The 23003-nt window shown below is 62.6% G+C and carries 8 protein-coding genes and 1 pseudogene; 1 reads left to right on the top strand and 8 read right to left on the bottom strand.

Annotation, left to right across the window (positions count from 1 at the left end):
• Nucleotides 1–3: 3 nt before the first annotated feature.
• The 7 genes and pseudogenes from ACL03I_RS37225 to ACL03I_RS37195 all read right to left on the bottom strand — a co-directional run bounded on the left by ACL03I_RS37225 (nt 4) and on the right by ACL03I_RS37195 (nt 17828).
• The gene (locus tag ACL03I_RS37225; protein WP_412808365.1) at nt 4–2142 is read right to left on the bottom strand and encodes a DEAD/DEAH box helicase; all 2139 of its coding nucleotides are present in this window, start codon (nt 2140–2142) and stop codon (nt 4–6) included.
• Nucleotides 2139–3449: a BREX system ATP-binding protein BrxD gene (gene brxD, locus ACL03I_RS37220; protein ID WP_412808374.1), complete on the bottom strand. Its 1311-nt coding sequence runs from the start codon at nt 3447–3449 to the stop codon at nt 2139–2141. Before brxD ends, ACL03I_RS37225 begins: the two co-directional genes overlap by 4 nt.
• Before the next feature lie 2 nt (nt 3450–3451).
• The gene (gene pglZ / locus ACL03I_RS37215) at nt 3452–6142 is read right to left on the bottom strand and encodes a BREX-2 system phosphatase PglZ (RefSeq protein WP_412808364.1); all 2691 of its coding nucleotides are present in this window, start codon (nt 6140–6142) and stop codon (nt 3452–3454) included.
• A complete protein-coding gene (locus ACL03I_RS37210) occupies nt 6139–9891 on the bottom strand; it encodes a hypothetical protein (protein WP_412808363.1) in 3753 nt (1250 codons plus the stop codon). The genes pglZ and ACL03I_RS37210 overlap by 4 nt, the downstream gene beginning before the upstream one ends.
• A pseudogene (gene pglX, locus ACL03I_RS37205) lies at nt 9888–13402 on the bottom strand (BREX-2 system adenine-specific DNA-methyltransferase PglX). Before pglX ends, ACL03I_RS37210 begins: the two are co-directional and overlap by 4 nt.
• Nucleotides 13399–17508 (bottom strand): BREX system serine/threonine kinase PglW, encoded by a 4110-nt coding sequence (gene pglW, locus ACL03I_RS37200; RefSeq protein WP_412808362.1) that lies wholly within the window; start codon nt 17506–17508, stop codon nt 13399–13401. Before pglW ends, pglX begins: the two are co-directional and overlap by 4 nt.
• A gap of 182 nt (nt 17509–17690) precedes the next feature.
• Nucleotides 17691–17828, bottom strand: coding sequence for a hypothetical protein (locus ACL03I_RS37195; RefSeq protein ID WP_412808361.1), 138 nt, complete (start codon nt 17826–17828; stop codon nt 17691–17693).
• A 279-nt stretch (nt 17829–18107) separates the two neighbouring features.
• Between ACL03I_RS37195 and mobF the strand changes: the two genes are divergently transcribed.
• A complete protein-coding gene (mobF, locus tag ACL03I_RS37190) occupies nt 18108–22694 on the top strand; it encodes a MobF family relaxase (protein ID WP_412808360.1) in 4587 nt (1528 codons plus the stop codon).
• Between the two features lie 25 nt (nt 22695–22719).
• Here mobF and ACL03I_RS37185 read toward each other — a convergent pair whose 3' ends face one another.
• Nucleotides 22720–22893 carry a hypothetical protein gene (locus ACL03I_RS37185; protein WP_412808359.1) on the bottom strand — a complete coding sequence of 58 codons (174 nt, stop codon included), beginning with the start codon at nt 22891–22893 and terminating at the stop codon, nt 22720–22722.
• Between the last annotated feature and the right edge of the window lie 110 nt (nt 22894–23003).

The raw sequence follows: 23003 nt of genomic DNA, 5'->3' as shown, positions 1-23003 counted from the left end.
GACTCACCGCCGCAATTCCCCCGTGACGAATCGGCTCGGCTCATTGAGGGTCGCTGCTGCGCCATCGAGATCGGCTGTCCTGGCCGCGAGGGTGGCAATGGCAAGATGCTTTGGTAGCGCGTCGCTGAACTTCAACCCGCCCAGCGCTTTCTCATTCACTTCTGGCAGACACAACCGCTGGTCAGCGGCGCGCAGTTCCTTCCGCCACGTGGTGGGGTCGATATCCGAACGCAGCCGCACATATCGATCGTCGAACCGTTGCAGAGGGTCGGCAAGCCCGCCCAAGGTGGCAGTGAGGGTGGCATTTGCGCGGTAACCTGCCCAGGTCCACCAGCGGACGTCTTCGGCAGACTGGTCTCGGACGACGATTGTGCCCGCCGGATGCGCGAGTTCGGATCGCTCGTCACGGACCGAGACAAGCTGTGAGACAGCTCGTTTTGTAAGTCTCGCTGGAGGATCTGCCCCGAGGATTACGTCGCGCATAGCTCGGGTGAGGTGGAAGTTCAGGCCGGCTGTTCCCGGGTTGATCCACCGGGCCTTGCCGCCGCCATCTGCGGGGTCGACGAAGCAGCGCCGACGACTCCAGTCAACGTAGGTGACCCGCCAGCTACGCCCGCCGAGGAGGAGGCGACGATCACCGAGCACCTTCTCCGTGAGCAGGCTGGGGTCGATGCGACCGAGTTCGGTGCGTCCGATGAGCACGGTGAATTCCGGTGGCCCAGCGAACACTGCGGTCATGTCCATGAAGTTGCGGTGGCCGAACCGAAGTTCGGCGGCAGGGCCAATGAACAGCATCCCACTGTCACTGTCAAGGTATCCATTGTCGACCAAGTGCCGCATGATGGGTGAAGCGGCAGCGCCAAACGGTGTCAACCCGTTCCACCACTGAGTCCAGTCGTGATCTCCGATACGGCCCTGTTGCAGGGTTAGTGCGAGGATCTGCTGGGCGACAATGTGTCGGGGCTCGGGCGGTGGACAGACCGGCTCCACCCAGCCTCGGCCCCAAAGTAACAACAGCGCAGCGGCCTGCAGAAGGGCGTCCGAATCAAGTGCCAGGAACAGACAATTGCGGATACTGCCAGGTCGCCGACCAGTTCGCCCGATCCGCTGCAGGAACGACGCCACGGTGGATGGTGCATTGATCTGTATGACGCGATCCAGATCGCCGACATCGATCCCTAGCTCAAGGGTACTGGTGGAGACGATCACGCAGTCACGAGCTTCTGCGAATGCCTGTTCAGAGCGACGTCTCTCATCGACCGAAAGAGACGCATGGGACAGGAAGGTGGTGATTCCCTTACCTCGCAATAGATTCCCAAGCTCTTCTACAGTCTTCTTGGATTCGCAGAACACCAGTCGTTTCTCACCGGCGTGTAGTGCCGCGATCACCATCGCGGCGTTCTCGACAGAACCGACGTAATCGAGCTCGATTTCGCCGGGCGAGGGAGCCGCCGTTGTGGAAGCCGAATACGTCGGGATGCCCGGTGCGACGACGGATGCCGACTGCAGATCCGCGTTGGACCCCTGCAGCCAGGTGAGCAGCTGTTCCGGGTTGCCCACGGTCGCCGACAACCCAACTCGCTGGATAGGTCGCCCGATTAGATGGGTGAGCCGTTCCAACACAGCCAGAAGATGCCACCCGCGGTCGTCGCCAGCAAACGCGTGAACTTCATCGACGACCACGGCACGCAGGTCCGCGAAGAACTCGTTGTGCTCGACTTTCCGGCTCACCAGCATGGATTCGAGAGATTCCGGAGTAGTGAGCAGGACATCCGGTCGTTCGACGAGAACATTGCGGCGACCGGATGCGCGGATATCACCGTGCCAGACGGCCGCGCGGCGGCCGATCCACTGCGAATACCGTTCGACCCGCGGGTTGAGATTGTTCAGCAGCGCCTTGAGCGGACACAAATAGAGCACCGATGTGCCCTGCCAGTGCTCGGCTATCATCCGCGAAAGGAGCGGGAACAGGGCTGCTTCGGTTTTGCCCCCAGCTGTCGGCGCCAGCAACAAAGCGTCTTCGCCAGCAATAAGTGGGTCGATAGCTGCGTGTTGGAGCGGCCGGAGATCCCGCCAACCCAGCGAGTTGACGATATGGTGCACCAGCACCTGATCGAGCTTCTCCAGTGACGCGGTCGTCACGTCGGCAGATCGATGTCGTCGGCCGACGTCACGGCGTTGCGTTCGACGTCGGTAAGTTCGTCGGTTCGCAGCGTAATTTGATAGTGCTCGCGAGGATTCCAGTCGGCGTGCAGTTCAACCCGGTCCAGCACATCCGCAACCAACTTTTTCAGGAATATTCGGGGCGCGACACCGACCTGCCCGCCGAGTCGCCCGGTAACGGCGCGGGCGAGTTCGGTGACGTAGGCCGAGTCGACGACATTCGCGGCACGTGGGCAGTCGTAGGCCTCGGAATACAGGCTGGTGACCTTGATACCGAGCTCAACGAGGGCGTCGACAGTGAACCCCGGAAGCCTGATCTGGGTAGCGCGAGGGTTATCCCAGCGCGAGTCGGTACCGAAGTCGGTGGCCAAGCGTTGCGCGAGCGGCGCCAGCCGCTGTACACCCTGCTGGCCGTCGTAGAAGGCCGGCGTTCCGGTAATCACGAGGTAGAGCCCTGGGAAACGCCCGGAGTAGACCTCATCGATGAGCTGTCGCAACGCATTCAGCGCCTTGTCGCGAGCGTCGGAGCGGACCCGCTGTAGGGTTTCCACCTCGTCAAGGACCACGAGCAGGCCCGGATGGCCGCTATCACGAAGCATGGTCAGCAAGCCTTGAAGCGAACTCAGGGCACCGAAATGATCCAGGTCGCCTTTGACGCCGGCAAACCGACGGACTGCGGTGGCAACATGAGGCTGACCACCCAGCCATGCGGCGAGGCCATCGGCAGTGGCGTTGTCTCCGTGTGCACTGGCGGCACGGTATCCGCGTACGGCAGCAGCGAAACCCGGTGTGCTCCGAGATATCTCTGCCAGCCTCTGCTCCAGGAGCTTCCCGACAGCGGCATCGAGTGCATCAGCATCCTCCTCGGCGACCTCTCCATCGGCGAGTGCGTCCTCCTCGAGCGCGAAAATCCAACCATCGAGGATCGGGCGTAGCGCGCTGGGCGCGAACTGTTCGGTGGAGAGCTGTTCAACTAGTCGCCGGTATACGGTTTCCATCCGATGCAGCGGGGTTTCGGTTTCGGAGATCTGCACCTCGGCCGTCGCGAAGGCGCGCCGTTTGGCACGTTCGGCGAGCCATCGAGTGAAAAAGGTCTTGCCAGCGCCGTATTCGCCGCGGACAGCCTTGAATATGCTGCCGCCGTTGGTAACCCGATCGAGGTCTTCGTCGACGGCCCGGGTGAATCGGTCGAGACCAACAGCAAGGACGTCCAGCCCGTTCATCGGTACCGCACCACGACGCAAGGCGTCGACGATGTCTCGGCGGCGCCGGGTAGACACGTCCATCGTCACGGCAGCTCCAGGTTGAACTGTTCGATCAGCAGATCCTCGTCGAGCTTGACAGTGTGACCGTCCGGGTCGATCTCGATCACAGGGTAGCCCTCGACCTGGAGCAGTTTCCGCAGAGCCGTCACGGTGTTGCCGATCCGATGCGCAGGCACCCCTGCCTGCGCGGACATGGTGTCCAACGTCGCCCGCCCACCACGAGACAGCAACACTTCGAGCAGCGCGGCGACTCGGTCGTCGGGCAGGGGCGCCCGCGTACCACGCCGACGCTGATAGACATCGCTGGCCAGCAGAGCATCGATGAGCACAGGCCGGGGCGAAGCCGCAGACAGTTCACGGATCGGCTGGGAGGGCGGTGCTACCTCGAAGAGAGTGGCCACGTCCTCGGGCACAGTTTCTTTTCTCGTGCTCGACCGCGCTGGCGGTGCAACGACCGTCGGGATCATCGTGTCGATCCTGGTCTCTCGCCACCAGTTAGGGCTGGCAACCGGCGCTCCACCCCACCCCGGCACCGCATTCTCGTCTCCGCTGGTCATCACGATAAGCGGGATCACTGCTTCCGCGGGAGAGGCTCCGCCGTGGTACCCGGCGTGCTGCGATCCATATCGAAGTTCCTCACGCCACGGCAGGACGACGCGGCCACCACCGAGGGCGACACGCGGACCATGTGCGACGATCTCGCCCTCCCCCGCTGGCGGCGGTGTCGAACGCCACCGGTTGCCGTTGGACGTAATACGCCGGGGCCGGCCATCAGGACCGCGGTCCACTACATGTCCGTGATCGGAGACAAGGATGACCACGCGGTCGAGTGCATGCGCGAGTAGGTCGCGCACAACGGTGATGTTGTCTGCTCCCCATACAACGGTGCCAGGATCCGCGGATTCGAGAGCGTCATCGATCGTATTGACCACTGCAGCGACAAGCGGAACCGAGCGGTCTCCAAGGGCGGCAACGACTTCGGAGTCCAGCGCAGCTCCTGCCCCGGCTCGCAGCGACTTCTTGTGCAGCAGTATGCCGGTCGGAAACTGGTTGCTGAACGCGGCGCGCTCATCGTGGGCCAGGCCCGACGTGATCCGACCGGACAGCAGGCTGCAGCGGCTGGCCTCGGTGACCGTGGGCAATGCTGCCAGCACTCCGGTCCGTGGCCCGCCGTCCGGGGTCAGTTCCAGCCACATCCCCGACCGGGTCAGGGATTCCGCGAGTTCGGTGGAGGCCGCGACGCTCATTCCGTCGAGCACCAGCAACAGCGCAGGGCGATGTTCGAGGATCGGGCGGACCACCCGGTCCAGCACATCCTCTACCCGCAATAGCGCACCCGGCTCGGCATCCGCAGCGGTCGCGGCCGCAAGCAGGTCCGCGAACTGCTGATCGTGCCGAGCCCGCCGCAAGTCGACCGCTCGGTGCAGCTGGCGGTACGCTTCGGCGACTGCGGGGTCAGCATCGCCGGCGAAGATGTCCAATCTGGCACGGTCAACCCACCCATCGTCGTGGACCTGCCGCAGCACAGCATCATGCAGGGTGGCCGGTCCGGTCGCTTCTCGAGATGCCAGCCACCGCAGCGCCCGAACCGCCATTCGTGCCGTGTCCTTGCGGGCGTCGTTGTCGCTGGTGCGGTGACGGTCGAGTTTCTCCCATTCTTGCTGTGCCATCTGTACCGCAGCCGGTGTCGGCTGACCGGCTTTGACGATCTCGCGAAGGACATTCGCGAACGCGCGCAGTCGGGCATCGAATCCGGACGGCAGTACATCGGAGGCGATCAGCAGCGGCGTGGCATCGACCGAAGCAGCCAACTGCTCGGCACGCTTGATCATCCGCTGCGCTTCCTGCTGTTGACCGGTGTCGCGTGCGCGATCGATCCAGGCCTCGGTGATCATGCGCAACGCTTTCGCCTGCGCATCGCTCAGCCGCAATCCGCCGAAGTAGGGTTCGAGACGGGTCCTGACGATGGCGACGTCGGTGTTCACCTGTGCCCCGTTGGTCGGCCAGAGCGCGGCAACCACCAGCCCGAGTGGGACGATCTCTATGCCGTGGCCCGCGCGCACCGCACGCATGATCGGCTCCGCCACTGTTCCGGCGGTATCGGAGAGATAGCGGGTAATCCCTTCGAATACCTCGCTCGGAAGTCGGCTGAACTCCAGCACCGGCTGTGCGTCGGTACTCCACTGCAGCAGACTGGCCCCGTCGAGCTGCTCATCATCGAGGCCAAGTAACCGCACTGCCAGACAGCGCAGTGTGTGGTCGCGAGTCAAAATGGCACCCGACGGTGCGGGCCATCCTTCCACCGGCGTGTATCGGGTCAGAGCGTCGGCGATCCAACCGCCGCCGCCCATCCGCGGATCGGCGATGGCGGGGTCAAGTTCGGTGAGCCGGAACATCTGTCGAACCAGGTCCCAACGGTCGACGCTGCGCACGCGGCCACGGCTGACGTGCGCGAGCAGTCCATCGCCTAGATCATCGTCGGCCAATTCGGTCAGCAACACGAGCCGTTCGTTGTCTCGGCGGTCGTGGAGCGCCGCACGTGCCGCCATAGGGGTAGGGCACGGAACCACCCGAGCCGCAACCCCGCTGACCGTGAGAATTGGCTCCCCGCTCCATTCGGGGCGGGCCCGCAAGACAATCGCCTCCGTGCCGTCCTTCTCGGCCAGCCACGATTCGAGCTTGCGTCGAATCGTGCTGGGTTCGGGACCGGTCATTCAATGACCTCCCATGTGATTCGCACACGATGCCCTGCCGAGATCTCATTCCCGATCTCCGCTAACACCGCGCTGACACCCTCAGCGTCGACGACTACTTTCTCACGTCGCATCGACGCCCGCTGAATTGTCGGCTGTTCAGCTGAGGGCTCCGCTGTGTTACCAGATTTGTCGTGATTACCGGCTTGGTCGCGCACCGACGGTTCCGGGTGCATCGACGGCGTCGGCCGATCGGCAGTGATCAGAGTTGTTGCCCGATGTTCAGCCCTTTTCAGTGCGACGGCGAGATCTTCAGCGTGCTGGTCGTACTCGGCGGACAGCCGCAGCTCATCGATAATGACCTTGGCTCGCTCATCGTGATCGGCGCGCATGGCAATAGCACCGACAAGATCCCAATTGGTGGCAGCAAGGGCATCGATGACATGCTGTGCCTGCTCGATCGCGGCAGCCGCAGTGATGTCCGTAACCTCACCGACGTCGGCTTCGGCGACTAAACCCACCAGCACGACATCGTCATCCTCGATGGCAAGGGCCCGCAGGAGTCCAGCGACTCGACGAGCCGTAGCCAACCGTCCGGTATCTGCTTCGGGCTCAAGGCCCAACACATCGGAGTGCCGGATCAGCTCCCCGACGAGTAGTTCCGTGGCGCTCGCACGCTCAGATGCCGCACCACGTACGACCGACCCGAACTCTTCGAGCGTCGCGGTCAGGAGGAATTCGGGAAGCGGAATGCCGAACAGAGGTCTCGCCCGTCGGACTGCCCGATCCCATACGTCCTGTTCGGGCATCGGCGGATGCTGCAGCGTCAGCTGGTCAGTAACCTGCTGCGGCGAGTGAATCTCGAACTTCCCGTTGTGCTGGTACCAGGACAACTGCTGCTCAAGCGCGAACACGGCCAGAATAAGGTTCTGCAGGTCGCGGTCGAAGCCGCGGGATTCCGGTTCGTCGAGCAAGGGCCGGAGCTTGTGCACCGGAAAATGGTCGGTATAGCCGAGCTTCGCGGCGCCCTGGATCAAATGGGTGCTCCACCAGCAGGTGGTTCCGGTGAGCACATACCGGTGGTCGACGAGTTCTCCGAGCCGGAGAGGATTGCAGATCCGTTGCACCGTCCGCTGATCACCGTCATCGACCCGCACGCCATGGGTGGGGTCGGCAGCGGCCAGCTCGGCGTACCGAAGCACCTTGTTCAGCTCGGCCTTCGTCGGCGGTTTCTCCTCCTCCGGCAGGCACGGCCTCCCGGGGTAAGACCACTGCAGCAGATCCCCAGTGAGGTGCCCAAATGCAGCCTGCAGGGTGCCCCCGCGAGGATCGCTCAGTTGGATGCCCTCGGCAAGGCTGTGCAACACCGGGATATCGTCAGCCTCCACATCCGATTCTCGAGGCTTGACCACGCCATACGCCTGCCGAAGGCTATCGCGCAACGCTGATTCCAGCTGCTCCTGCCGCTGCTTCAGGTAGACCTTGCCTTGCTGTCGGTCGCTGACCGACCAATCCGCTGCCAGCGTGGACAGCCGGTCCCCAGTGCCACCGCTACCCAACAGGTAGTTGATCTTCGCCAGCTGAGCGACACGCGCCATCTGCTCGTCGGTAAAGAAGAACGGCAGCCAGAAGACAGTCCACGATCCCCGATCGAGGGTCTCGATGCGCGCAAGATCCGATCGCCGATCACCGCTCGTATCAAACGGGTAGTCGACGATGATCCTCCAGACACCTCCATCAGCGTAAATAGCCGAATCGGGAAGGCTGTCCCGGTCGCGCACGTTTCCGAAGCGGACATTGATGTGGTGACGACGCCCCCTCCAGTCACGAGGATGGGGCAAATCACCGAACGTGCCCTCGACACTGGTCAGCGCTAGTTCACGGCACACCATGTCCCTGATGAGACCCTGCAGCACACCGGTGGCAGTTTCGTTGTGCGGCACCAGATCCAGCAGGCGGTCATAATCGACCGACGAAAGTTTCAGGGAGAAAACCGGATCGGGTCCGTCACTCTTATGCAGCTCACCAGCGTCATTGCCAAGCTTGGTCAACCGGTCGACGACGAACTCGGACTCGTACCCGGCAACCGGTGCGGCAATGCTGCCAAAGTTCAACGCGTGCAATCGTTCTGCAGTGAGATTGTGCAGCGCAGGTACTTCCGGGACCAATGCTCCCAACAGCAGCGTCCGCACAAGCATGTCGTCCAACCGGAACTGCTCATGGATGGCGCTCTGTGCCTCAGTGATGCCGTTCATCATCAGCAGCAGCGGTCGCAACTTCCGCTGATAGGTATCGCGGGCCGCCTGGAACTGCTGTTTCAGCTTCGGCCGGTCCGGCAACTCACCGTGCAGTACCAGTGGATCGAACAGCGCGGCCACGCCGATGAGGTCGTTGACCTCGAGCGTGTCCCGACGCCCCACCAGCAGCTCGGTCATCACCCGCAGGGCCGTACGCTCTCGCTGAAGCGCCTGTGACAACGCCACCAAAGTGGCAACCAGCGCTGGTGAGAACGGGTACAACCGGCGGAACGTCGCCCGATCCGATCCCACGCCGGCATCGCTGAACTGCGCACCCGACAGCAGGATGTCCCATACCTCACGGTTACTGCGTACCGCCTCGAACGCCGCGTCGATCAGCTGCCGCGCCTGCTCGGCCGGAACTCGCTCGGTACCTGGTCGCAGCAGGCGGCCCTCGGTGATCTCCGGGAGGTTCGTGTCTGCAAGGACGATCTCACCGAACCGCCCCTGCAGGCTACGCATCAGCTCTGCGATCGTCTCCCGCTCGGTACCACCCACCTGCGGCCCGAGGAAGTCCTCCAGATTGCGCTGCCGGGCGATGAACGACACGACGGGCAACGGTCGTGCCGTATCCGAAGACTCGACCAGCTTGTTCAGCTTGGCGCCCTCGGTCTTTACGAACGTGTCATCGGACAGATGCGTCGACAACCAGAGCATGAGCTCATCCAACAGGAGCACGAGCACATCACAGCCCAGATACTTCTTCGCGTGCCGTGTGACCACCTGCAGCCCGGTGTCGAGGTCCAGGTATTCACTGCTATGCACGGCGCCGGAGAAGAACGTGGCGGTCAATGCACTCACAAGCAGATCCCGCTCTTCGGAACCCGGCAGCGCAGCGGCCGCCGACTCGTACCGCTCCGGTGTCCAGCCTTCCGACTGCGCTACCCGAGCCGCGAGTCCTCCTCCTGTTGGACCCGCTGCTACTCCGCCGTTGAGGCGTGCGAAGAACTTCTCATCCCCGAGATCCACACGATGCTGTGCTGCGTTCTCCAGCAGGGCATCCGACCGGTGCACAGCAGGCGGCGGAACATCCGGACGCGCGGCGGCAACGTACTTCAGATAAGTCTCGAATACTGCTTGCTCGACCGACTCAGCGTTGAGCATATGCATTGTGAGACAGAGGACATTCCGGCCGCCCAGCCAAGTGTCGGCCTGCGCAATCACCTCTGCTAACTCGCTCACCGACCCGGATCGTGCCGGATACCCACGGAGAACTGGGTTGTGCTGCAAGATCTCCCGCAGCACCGCAATGAAATGCGACTTACCCGAACCGAACGACCCATGCAGGAACTTCCCCTGGGACTGCCCGGTCGTCACTGCATGCTCGACCACCTGCAGCGCATTACGGAAGCTATCCCGCAACTGCTCGGTAACCACATAGTGGTCCAGATCTGCACCTTCAGCGGCGGCCACGACAAAGTCGGTGTCCCCGACCGAGACCGGGATGTTGATCAGGTCCCGCAGGAGCGTCATTCCAGTTCCTCCACGCCACGCAGTTCGATGAGGGTGCGCCTGTCTGCACCCAGAGTCGACAGCTCGTTATCGATTAGGCCCGAGAAGAACTCGGCAGGGGATCCTGGGAATCCCGGCTGGGGCTTGTTATGCCACTGGTAAAGCCACGGTTCAAGTTCGAGAAGACCCGCCAGCAGCGGTAGCAATCGTTCTGCTGGCCAACCCTCTTGCTTCTTCCGTTGCAGATAGATAGCAGCTAGTGCCCGAGCCTGATCTAGCTGATCCCAGCCCGCCCAGCCAAGGAGCAACGTGCCATCACCGTCACGCCCCAGACCCGGGTACGATATAAACCGTTCTCTGGACACGTCCAACTTGCCGCGATTGCGCCAAAACGAGATCTTGGTGAAGTCCGCCATCACGTACTTCGGTGGCATGTCGGCTCGCACATCTTCGCCAGCATCTTCCCGGCGCTGCTGTCGCCAAGTTCGTTCCCACAGCGCACGCTTCCGCAGACCGGTCGGGCTATACCGGTCGGCCGGAAGGAACGGCACATGTTCATCCCCGACCAGCTTCGACAGTGTTTTCGCGAGATCATGCTGATCGCTTCCTACCCACAAGTCCACCACCGAGCGGAAATCTTCGTCGTGGCGGACTCGATCTGCAAGCTGCGCAACAGACAGGGGCGTGGGATTGGCGGGCCAGATCGAAGGACGCTCAAGGTAATCCAGCAACCACTGATGCAGCGCGTTGTCCTGCATGTCCTCCCAGTCACCCGTACCCCATCGCCGCTTGAACTCTGGGCGCTCAAGCAGCGAGATCCTTGGATCCGACTCTATAGCCGCAATACGCCGCTCAACCACTGCTCGATACGCAGCAGGCCAGTGGTTTGGTATGTCCGTTGTCCTTTGCGCTCCATTACGAGCGAACCATTCGGTTTTTATATGACCGGATTCCATCTGACGGGCTAGCAATATTTCGAATGCCCGCTCCCCAATTCGAACGTCCGCAGCATCCGATGAGACCAAACCCTCGCCGACGAGACCATAGTCCGCATACGTCTGCCAATCCAATTCTTCCTGTGCCGAAACCATTTGAACTCGAATTGCATTATAGTTCCTATGCGATGAATCCAAGCGCTTACGTGTTGGCACACCATCGGCCACAATAACCCGAGGAAGGACCTCGGAACGCCTTTGTGAAAGTTCATAAAGAACCCCAGAAATCCCAATGGAGGAAATCGGCACCAACGGAAATTCGCGCAGATTGGCTGCATTAAATACATATCGCTCCATCCAGGCTTCCGGCTGAATTCCTCGACCAATTCCGCTACCCCCCTTTCTAGGGCAGACCTGTTTCAGCCAAAAGCAGCGAGAGAGCTGTTTAGAACACCTAGGATCTTCAGACGATCATCTTCGCTTACACCTGTAGGAAATTTAATAACCGGAGCGGTACGACCGAACAGCAGGCCGCTAGAGTCGAGCGCGAAGTGGTTGTGAGTAGATATCTCACCAAACGCAATCGCGTCCGGCGCAGCTAATTTATCGCGATATAATTCACGAATTTCATACCACGACATCGAAGATATTTTTTCAACAGGAACGCCGAAACGCTTTCGAAGTTGCAGGACACGACGGTTAGGCCAAAGGAACTTGGCTAAATTCGCCAAGTCGGCCAGCTGCTCCACATGGAGATTATCATCGTATGGGAATACACACAACGATTGTGGATCTATTGAAAAGTCTCTAACCGCATCACCTAAAACAATTGTTGCAGATCTCTCGATACCCAACCGCCGGACCGTGTCAGGAGAAAGTAGGAAGGCTTCATCCTCCCCAGTAACTGCCACAAATCCAACCTGCGATATTACATCTGAAAGCCGAGCCGTCTGCACATGTTCGATATGCGCGGTAAGCCGATCGGCGCCACCGCCACTGAGACTCCATGGATGGTTTGCGAACTGACCGTCACGGGGAAAGTCGGCCACGCTAACCCATTCGGATTCCGATCCCGGCTTGCCCACCTGTTCGACAATAGCGTTCCATACATTACCTTGCGCAGGATCGGTCGGCTGAGAAGGCTCCCCATGAATACCCAGAACAGCACGGATCGGAACGCTATATCGACTACTAACAAGACGGTTACGTCCCACAAGAATCACGGTGGGGGTGCCATGTCCCGGGATATATGCGCCAGACGTATCTATAATCTCAGTTAGCTCGACCTTATTCCGAAAGTAGTCGTTGATTAGATTCTTGCCAAACTCGCGCTTCATGAAAGAGTTCGCGGTTATCTGTCCTACGTAACCCGCACCGCGCCCGGCATGGTCGCCACGTTTCGCCAGTTCAAAGAACCGATTTGCGAAAGGAACCGTTAAAGCATACTGGCGATAGCAGACGTCAGGGTACTCGCTTCGGTAGATTTTATTAGCCTGCGGGTCCTTGACTGTGATGTACGGCGGATTGCCGACAACCACGGCATATTTTCCAGGCTGGAGGTACTCTGCGAGGAGATCTCCGTCCTCTGTGTAGTAGGCAAAGACCGGCCGCCCCTCAAGCTCGGCGAGCAAATCTCCCTGGTGGCTGCTCCCAGCACCACCCCACCGCAGCAGCGAGTCGCCAGTCGCTACGCGGATGTCATAGCTGTTGTTGAGGTTGGTTCGGCCAGTAGCCTTGAGTGCGGCGACCACCAAACGAAATCGGGCGATAGCCACCGCGAACTGGTTGATGTCGACGCCAGTAATCTGCTTGAGCACTCGTTCGATATGAGCCTCAGTAGGAATATCGGGCTCTCGCCTCCGCCATAGCTTCAGGAGTCGTTCAAACGCCCCGATAAGGAAGTGTCCCGACCCGCAGGTGGGGTCGATGACAGAGATTTCAGCGAGTCCGAACTCCTGCAGTGCAGGGTCAAAGGTTCGGTCAAGAATGAACTCCTCGACGAACTCCGGGGTCTGACGCAACGCCCAAGTCTTCTGGGCGTACACGGACAGACGCTCGTACAAGTCACCAAGAAATCGCGTACTGAGCTCATCCGTTTTCAAGGATCGGTATCCAGCACCGCGGCGGAAGAAATCGGCGAGATCCTCGGCCGCCTGACCCGAAATTGCGAACTCCCACACCGGGTTGTGCTCATCGAAAATCTTGCTCGTGGCGCGCTTGTCCCGGAGGTGGTCGAACGCTTGTCTCAGCCATTCACGTTCGTACTGGCGCGGGTTATCGCGCACGTACACCTGCCGGGCCTGCATGGCTCGGTCTGCGGACGCGTGTTCCTCGGGTCCGCCGATCCACGTACGGTCGACGAGACGGTTGTCCTCGCAGTAGCGGACAAAAACGCAACTCAGTACCCAGGCAACAGCCGCTTTATCGAGCTCACCCTCCAGCCATATCTCGTACGGCACTCCGACGCGTTCAGCAGTGGTGGCCTCAGCGTGGACTTTCCGTAGCTTGGTGCTCAGTTCTGTTCCAGCTGAGGCCTGCTCGCGGAGATCGTCGACCAGTTTGCTTACCTGGCCTTGTAGCGCCTTGGCGTCGATCATCGGGCGGAGGCCCCTCCTTCAGCTGTAGAGATCCACGGTTCCGGCAGCCACAGCGACTGGCTGGCCGGAGAGGTGAGCGGCAGTTGCACGCCGTCCAGCATGGCAGGTTCGGCCCGGCGGGCCGCCACGAGGAGTAGTCGCGCCGCGGGGCGAGTCCGGGTGGGGTCGGCGAGTTCCTGGATGACGCGGAGCTGGCCATAGCGTGCGAGTGGGCTGGCATCTGTGATCAGTACCGGGTCGGGGCGTTCCAAGGACTCGGCCACGGCAGGTACCACGCGGTGGCGGATAAGGTCGGTGAGCGCCCGGAAGTCAGGGTCGTGCGCGCTGCCGGTGTCAGCTGCCACGATCACTTCCCATGGGTGCCCGAGGCTGCGAAGCAGGTCGATCATGATCGCGGTTACGTTGATCTCGGTGAGACGGAAGTGGTGGAGTAGGGCAGGCCGGGCCTTCTCCAGAAGTTTCGGCTGGGTGAGGACGGCCATGAAGCGGCGGTGTTCGATCGCCGCGGCCAGTTTCGCACTGACCGCGTCTACCTCGGTAGGCGTGGGCAGCGGACCGGCGGTAGGCATCATCCGTGTTGATGTCGCCGAGTGCCGCAGCGGCGGCGGGGCGTAGGTCTTGGTTGTTCGGTCCCAGGACAATCCGTAGCCTTCGAGCAGCCCATCCAGCGTGGGCCGACCGGGCAGCGGCTTGGCGGCTGGGAATCGGCTCTGCACCCGGGAGCGGACCGTCTCCTCGGTCATGCGGCGGCCCACCAGCGCTCCGGCGGCCAACCGCAGCGCGCGTTCCGCCGGCATCCCCACCGGGTAGAGCTGCCATTGTGCGCTCACCGCGGCCACGCCATTGCTCGCAGCGGCAGCCAGTTGCAGCAGCCGATTATCACTGAGGACGGGCATTCCCTCGGGTTGGGTGGTGGTGCGCAGCTCGTCGATTGCACGTTGCTTCGACAGCAACGGGTCGGCGTCGGCCAACTTCGCGGCCCGCTGCCCCAACGCCACCGCGTAATCCAGGAGGTCCCTAGCAGTTGTCGTCGCTGCGGGGTTATCGGATTCGCGGCCGATGAGGACGGTGTCGGAAGTGCGGAATCGATAGATGGCTACCCGAGCGTTGCCGCCGCGCTCAAGCTCTGCTTCCACTGCCGCACGCACTAATCCGATCGCTTGGGCGAGCCGCTGAGGGCCGGATGTGTATGTTCCGCGGGCAGCCGCGAGAGCTTCGGCCAGTTCTTCGGCACTCATCACGGCGCCACGGGTGTCGAGCAGCGCGACGATCTCATCGCGGACCGGGTTGAGAGCCGGGAGCGAACGCCACTTCTTCGCGTGTTTGCGCAGCCATGTCGAGATCTGCGGCTGGCTTTGCCCGGTGACACGAGCTCCCTCGGGCTGAGATGGCCACCTCAGATAGCCACCTGCATCACTGGGTGACTGCCCGAGCATTACACGCATGGTGTCCAGCTCGATGGTGCTCTTTGCGGTGGCGCTCTTCGAGGTTTGTTTCGGTTCGGGCAGCAGCTTGGCGCAGATCGCCTCTATCCCGTATGCGGGCCGTTCTTCGACTGGTGGTTCCGCGGGCGGAGTTTCGAACTGGGGCCGTACGTCCCGGATATAGGCGCTGATCTCCTTGCGGGTCGCATCAGGGATCCCCTTGGCACGCCGCAGCTCTGATCCGTCGTAGGCCAGCAATTCGGCAACCGTGTGCACACCGAGTCGCTCCAGCGCAGACCTGGCCCGCGGGGTCAGGCTCGTGACGTCGAGCGAGGATTCTGGAGTGATCGCCGGGCTATCGGGCACAGGCTGTGGCAGGTCGCGGAACATCCCCCGCCACGCGTCGACCATCTCATCGATCGTGTCAAAGCGCTTGGCTGCGTCCCTCGCGAGCGCGCGGCTGAAGAAGGTCATCATCCGGTCCGCGATTGCCGTATCGAACAGAGCCGAATCGAGGTTGACCTCGTCGTCGGTGGCGACAGGATTAGCGTTCTCTCCCCATCGGGGCAGAATGCCGGTGGCCATCTCGTAAAGCGTCACGCTCGCCGCGAACCGCTCGGCAGCGGCGTCATAGCGGGTTCGCTGCGGCGGTCCGAGGAACGGATCGGTGTAGGGGGGCGTGCCTGCGTTCAGCTGATCGGCGGGAGTGGAGGCCAGCGAGAAGTCGAAGGCGCATAGGTGCAGTCGGCTGTCCTTCGGTCGCGGGCGCATCGCGAGGTTCGCCGGTTTGAGATCGCGATGCCACACCCCTTCCCCGTCGAGGAAGGCAACGATCTCCAGGAGATCGCGTCCATACCGTTCCAGCATCCCCAGAGCCAGTCGACCGCCCTGCAGCTCCTCAAGAAGGGTCGTGGCGCCCGCACTCTCCAGCAGCAACGCAGTACGTCCACCGACAATTAGCGGTCCCTTGACCAGGCTCGCGACCTGCCAATGCTTGCGGAGGTTGTCCAGCACCTCCGCCTCAGCCGTCAGCCGTTCGTCATGTCGATCGTCCCGGGCGACTTTCAGCACCAGTTCGCGGCCCTCATGAGTGACCAGCAATGCCACAGCAGTCGCACCCGCGCCGAGACGACGGACCACGGTCAGCCCGCCCTCGAGCACATCGCCCTTGTTGGCCTCCAACGGGTCGGTGACTGGCTCGGGCTCCGGAGCGGTGAGCTCCTCCCACACCGCATCCAGTCCCTTTCGGAACGCCATCATGCTCGGAGTCCGGTGTTTCGGGTCGCCGTGCGTGGCGCTGTAAATCAGGTCGACCAGATTGTTCGGCATACCGTCTACTGCTGCGGCGATGTCGAGACCCTGATTGCGAACAGCCGCAAGGAGCTGTTCCCCGGTCTCGGCAGGTGCCACTCCTGTGAGGATCCGGTATGCGACAGCGCCCAGCGCGAACACATCCAGCGGAACGCCTGGCGCTTTAGTGTCGACGGCGGCCTCGGGAGCGTGGTAGCACCGCATCTCATCGTCGAAGAACAGTTCCAGATCGGTGCCGTCGCTGGATGGACCGTTCGGCGAGCGGTGACCCGTGCTCGGCAGTCGGCGACTGGCCTGCCAGTCAGTCACCAGTAGCGACGGCTTCCCGCGCTTCTGCTCGGTCACGAAGATCGCGCGAGGATGCAGCGCCCGATGCGTCAGCCGACGGGAATGCGCGTAGTCGACAATTTCAGCGAGATCCTGCACAAGCTGAAGCCGCTGCGCCAGCGTCAACCGCGCTTCCTGCTGTATCAGCCACTCGTCCAAGCGAATCGAACCGGCGGCATGATCGAAGGCCACAGCGAGACCGCGCTCACGCTCGACCAGATCGACCGGATGAGCAATCCCTGGATGGTGCACACCTTGCAGCAGGCGGAACTCTCGTTCCGCTGCCGCTCGCGCCGGCTGCTCGTCGTCACCTTCCTCGGTCAGATAGAAACGCACTCGCCGTACAAGATCAGTGTCGATCGCATGGCCGGCCAGGAAGTCCTGCCAGCCGGGCCCCTCCGCGAAAGGTTTCGAATGCAGTATCAGCTGCCCGATCCGGCGTTTTGACACCGATGTACGAACGCCCTTGCGGACCAGCTCGACGATCTGGCGTCCACGCCTCGTATCCACTGCCTGCCTGGGGTCGGTGGGGGACGCCAGGAGAAAGCCCTTCAAGCTCGGCAGACCTGCGTTACCGCCATCCAGCCCGTAGACATGCATGCGACCGAATGTGTCGAGGTTCTGCTGCATGTTCTGCGCGTGCAGGAAAATTACGGCACCGACATACGGTGCCCGCCCGTGGTTGCCCTGGTTCGCGTAGTACCTGAGCAGGCTCCTAAGTCGCTTGGCCTTACGGTTGGCCAGCAGCAGAGGGTTGTCCACAGGAGCCAGCCGCCCTTTGGGATACCGACGCACCCACTGTGTGCCCGACCCGCTGATCTCGCCTTGCCAGTGTTTCAACTCGACGATGTGGAGGCCGCCGGGGGTCAGTACCAGGGCGTCGATCTCATTGATCGAGCCATCCGGGCCGACGAACTCCACGTTTGGCCATACGTGAAACGGGTTCGCGTCCGGAAGATACTCGCGCAGCGCCCGAAGCCCATCCTGTTCGTGCGGAAACTCGCTGGGATTACCTTCCTCCCAGCGCGGCGAATCCTCACGCAAGACCGATCCTTCCTTACCCCACTTCGCCACCCCGCGAATCGACGCAGCTTAACCCAAGGGACGCAACCGTCCGAAGGACTCAATCGTACGAGCCGACATCAACATGCCACCGCACGCGGGGCCGACTGTGCCCTCGTACAGCAGCACACGCACACCCGCCGCGCTGAGCGCGGGCGCCGCATTCATTGCCGCAGTCCGGAACCCGGGTCGAGATCCGACGCCAGCTTGCCCGTAAGCTCCAGCACCTGGGCAGCGGAAAGCCCGCGCAGCTGAGCGGTGTTCACCTCGAGCACCACATTGTCGGCCCCGGTCAATTTCACCAACACCGAACCGACCCGGGTTCGCAGTCAAGCGATCAGCACCGTGGTCAGCCCCGTGACCGCGCCAACTGTTCAGCGACGCCGGCCACCATAGTCTCCAAGCTCCCTCACTCACGCCACCTCATCTCCATCATTCCTATCCTCTCCTCCTTCCGAACCCCTGCCTGCACACAGCTCGCCCTCTACACTCCCCTCCCATCAGCCTCTCTGCCCCTCTCAACCAACTTCTCAAGCACACCTCTTCCATCGAGGGTAACGATCCGGTAACGACCAGGGAACATGGTTAATTTGCCTCAAAATAATCAATCGAACCCCGAGCGGAAAACGTCTATTGCATGCCTTGATGGATACATGACCGCGACGATCCATAAAGTCGTGGCAGGCAATGGCTATCAGTACTATCTACGCAATGTTGCTGCGCACGATGCCAGCTCACGCGGCCGTTCCAGCCTGGCTGACTATTACTCCGCGCACGGTGAAGCACCCGGGCGCTGGCATGGCACCGGCCTGGGCGCGCTCGGCATCGCCGCCGGTGAGGAAGTGACCGAAGAACAGATGAAGTCCCTGTTCGGACTGGGTCGCCATCCCAACGCCGACCTGATCGAAACCGCAGTGATCGAGGAGCAGATCCGGCTCGGCGCCAAACTGAAGGATGCCGCACGTGTCGCGGATAAAGCATCGCGGTTGGGCAACCCATTCCGCATTTATCGCGAGGTTTCCGAGTTCCGAAAACGATGCGCAGACGCCTTCGAGACACACAATATCGCGCACGGAGCAGACTCACACGACGCTATCCCTGACGCCAAACGGGCACGCATTCGCACCGCCGTGGCGACGGAAATGTTCACCGAAGACTACGGTCGCACACCGATGGATGCGCGGGAGTTATCGGGCTGGGTGGCGAAGAACTCACGCCCGAACACCGCCGCAGTGGCGGGTTTCGACATCACTTTCTCACCAGTGAAGTCGGTGTCGGCACTGTGGGCGCTGGCTCCGCGGACGATTGCGGAGAAGATCGAGGCCGCCCACCACGCTGCGATCGACGACGCACTCGCCTGGTTGGAACAGCACGCGATCTTCACTCGATTGGGCCGAAACGGGGTGCGCCAGGTCGATGTCGAGGGCATCGTGGCCGCACGGTTCACCCACCGCGACAGCCGGGCCGGCGACCCGGACCTGCACACCCATGTACTGATTGCCAACCGTGTACGCACCCTCGATGGCCGCTGGCGAACCCTTTACGGCGGCGCCATCTATCAGTCTGTAGTCACCGTCTCGGAGATCTACAACAGCCGTTTAGAGCACCATCTCGAAGATCTCGTCGGTGTGCAGTTCGCCGAACGCGCCTTGAGTGATCCAGCGAAGCGCCCGGTCCGCGAAGTCGTCGGCATCCCCGCACGGTTGATCGAGACGTGGTCGCGGCGCGAAGCCGACATCAAAGCACGCCTGGGCGATCTCGCGGTGGACTTCCAACGGCGGTTCGGACGCGAACCCGTCCCAGGCGAAATGTATGACCTGGCTCAGCAAGCCACGCTCGAAACACGGCCCAGCAAGCACGGATTGCGGTCACTGACCGAGCAACGCAGCAGTTGGCGTGCCGAGGCAGTGGCGCTGCTCGGGGGACGAAACGCCGTGTCGCGGATGGTCATGGCGGCAGTGAATCCGACACGGACTCCGCGGGTTACACCGACGTCGCTGTGGATCGCGCACACGGCCGAGCAGGTCCTGGAGGTGGTAGCCGAGCATCGCTCGACGTGGCGACGTACGAACGTGCGCGCCGAAGCCGAACGGCAGTTGCGCGGTCGAGTCGCGGCAAGCGATTGGGAATGGGTCACCGACGCAGTCGTCACCGAGGCATTGTCCCCGGCGCGGTCGATCGCGCGCGGGCATCCCGATCTTGCCGACGAGCCCGAATTGCGCACCGTTCCACAGGTGTTGCGCCGCCGTGACGGCACCAGCATCTACACGAATTCGGCCGCTCAGCTCTATACTTCGGCACGCATGTTGTCGGTGGAGCGGCGACTGATCGAGCTGTCGGTCCAGCCCGGCGGACGGCAACTGGAACTGGAAACAGTTACCGCCGCGGTCCGCCGATTCAACACTACCCACCCGGATCGGCCGCTGAACGCCGGGCAGGTCAGCGTCATCAAAGGCTTCGCCACCTCCCATTTGCGCCTGCGCACAGCCAACGCACCCGCCGGGTCAGGCAAAACGACTGCGATGCGCGTGCTCACCGACGCCTGGCACACCAGCGGCGGCCACGTCCTCGGCCTCGCCCCCACTGCATCCGCCGCAGCGGTACTCGGGGAGTCGATCGGCGCCCGCGTGGAGACCGTCGACAAGCTCCTCTACATTTTGAACCAGCACACTCTGGGCGCGGATAGTCATGCGTTGGAACGTGAACTGCCTCCCCCACTACCGGAATGGGTACTCGAAATTGGCCCCAACACGTTGGTCATCGTCGATGAGCACGTAAAGCTCGGCAACCTCAAACGCCTCCGCCTGCTCGAGTTCTTGACCGGGCGTGGGGCGACGATCCGCTGCATCGGCGACAACCACCAGCTTCCCGCGATCGAAGCCGGCGGCGCCGACACCGACATGCACGCCGCCACACCCGAACACAACATGAGCCTCACGCACGTAGTGCGCTTCGCGTCAACAGCGGAAGCGACTGCGAGTTTGCAGCTTCGCGACGGCGATCCCGCCGCGCTGGGGTGGTATCTGGACAACGGCCGCGTGCACGCCGGACACCGCGGCGCCACTCACAATGACGCCTACAACGCGTGGATGACCGACCATCTCACCGGCTGCGACGCCATCATGCTGGCCTCTACGAATGAGGTGGTGGGCGCGTTGAACGCCCGCGCACGTGCCGACCGGATCACGCGCGCCGCTGACGTTGTCGACGCCGAATGTCTACTCGCCGACGGGCTTTACGCTTCGGTCGGTGACACGATCCGCACCTGCCGCAACAACCCCCGATTGCGTTTAGGTGATCGAGATTGGGTGCGTAACGGCTACACCTGGACCATCACCGTCGTCCACGACGACGGCAGTATCACCGCCACACACCACCACTCCCGCGGGGAAAGACACCGCGAAAGTGTGCGACTTCCCGCCGACTATGTGCTCGATCATGTGCGTCTCGGGTACGCCACAACGATCGATTCCGCACAAGGAATCACCGCCGACACCTGCCACGTCGCACTCACCGGACACGAATCCCACCAACAGGTGTACGTCGCGATGACACGCGGTATCCACGGCAACCACCTCTACCTCCCCACCGCATTGGACGGCAACGAAGCCTCCTTCTGGAGCGAACCCGCAGTCGTACCGCGCACCGCCGTCGAAGTTTTGGTGCGCATCCTCGACCGCGATGGCGCGCAAAAATCCGCGCACACGCGACTACGCGATGCTCTCGACCCGCACTCCCGGCTCGGGCGCGCCCTCGACATCTACCTCGATGCCGTCGGTGTTGCGGCCGAAGAAGCTCTCGGCCCACACGGACTCGACCGCATCGACGTCGCCGCCGAAACGGTGCGCCCGAATCTCACCGACAGCCCCGCCTACCCCGTCCTGCGGCAACACCTGGCGGTCATCGCGATGACCGGACACGACCCCATCACCGCCCTACAGACCGCAGCCGCCACGCGGGAACTCGATACCGCCGACGATCCCGCCGCTGTACTGGACTGGCGCCTCGACCCCACTGGCACACACTCCACCGGCGCCGGACCACTGCCCTGGGCGCACGGCTTACCTCGCATGCTCGACGAGCATGTCCTCGCGGGAGAACTGCGGGCACGCCAGAGCATCGTCGCCGACCTTGCCCAACAGATCCGCGACGACACCCGCGACTGGACACCAACGACCGCACCACACTGGGCGCGCGCACTCATGGGTGCCGACCCGCAGTTGGTAGCCGGCCTCGCGGTGTGGCGGAGTAGCCTGCATATCCCCGACCGCGACCTGCGACCCACCGGACCCAACCGGTACGCCGCCCTCGAGCGCGAGCACCAACAAAGGCTTCGCGACCGCATCACCAACGCCCTCGGGTATAACAACCTGCCAGCCAACAAGTGGGCGGCGGTCGTCGAATCCCTCGACCCGCGCGTCACCACCGATCCCTACTGGCCCACGCTGGCCGACAGGATCGGGGCCGCCGACCGCGCCGGAATCAACATCACCGGCATGCTCACCGACGCAGCGAACGAACGCCCGCTACCCGATGAGATGCCCGCCGCAGCGCTGTGGTCACGGGTGAAACTCGAAACACCCACCCTCGACAACGGTATCGTCGATCATCTGCTACCAAACGATGACGCCGGGGATCCTCTGTCATCAGCGCCCACTGTGCAGCCTGAAATCAACGCATTGATGCTGCTAACCGACGAGGAACTCGGCAGGCACATCGGCGAACTCGAACTACGCCTCGCGCTCGTCGACACAGAAACGTTCATCTTCAATCCTGCCGCGCGCCTGCCTGATGAACCCGACCCCGAAGACGTCGCCCGCCGCCACCGCGCCGCACAAGACGCGATCCGCCACGCCCACCACGCCGACCAACAACTCCAGACAGCGATCGAAGCCGCGCAGGCCGCGGCCACCGAACTCCATGACGCTCGCGTCGAACTCGCCGCAACTCCTCGCTACCGGCGTGGTCACCGCCACCACCTGCAAGCTCGCATCGACACACTGCTCGTCGAGCGCAACAACCGCGACCGGCAGCACGACTCCGCCCGCACGACCGCACGCAACGCTCACCGCGACGCGGTCTTACTCGCAGGACCAGAACAAGACTGGGACCATGTAGCCACCGCCCACCCCGAACCCCCACGAAGCATGCAAACCGGTCACTACTGACGACTCGGCAGCCGACGAAGCCCGATCACGGATCACCGGACTCACCGCGGAACTCGACCAATGCCGGACCGAACAACAGCGCCGCCGCACACTCACCGCAAGCCAACTCGAACACGAACAGCACATGCGCACCTCCGCACTCGCTGAAGCCACCCTGCTCGAACCGATCGACGGAGATGTTGAACTCTGGGGGCAGCAACCAGACGACGACCTCGGGCTATGAGGTCACGGTCTGACCGCTGAAGACGACCTCTCCAGCACTTCGGCGAGGACCGAACAGGTGCTCGACAGCAGAAAAGCATCCCTCGA

Origin of the sequence: Nocardia sichangensis (assembly GCF_047200615.1) — a bacterium.
Taxonomy (GTDB): Bacteria; Actinomycetota; Actinomycetes; order Mycobacteriales; family Mycobacteriaceae; genus Nocardia; species Nocardia sichangensis.
The sequence above is the reverse complement of the archived record's forward strand: the minus strand, read 5'-3'. Positions and strand labels throughout refer to the sequence as shown.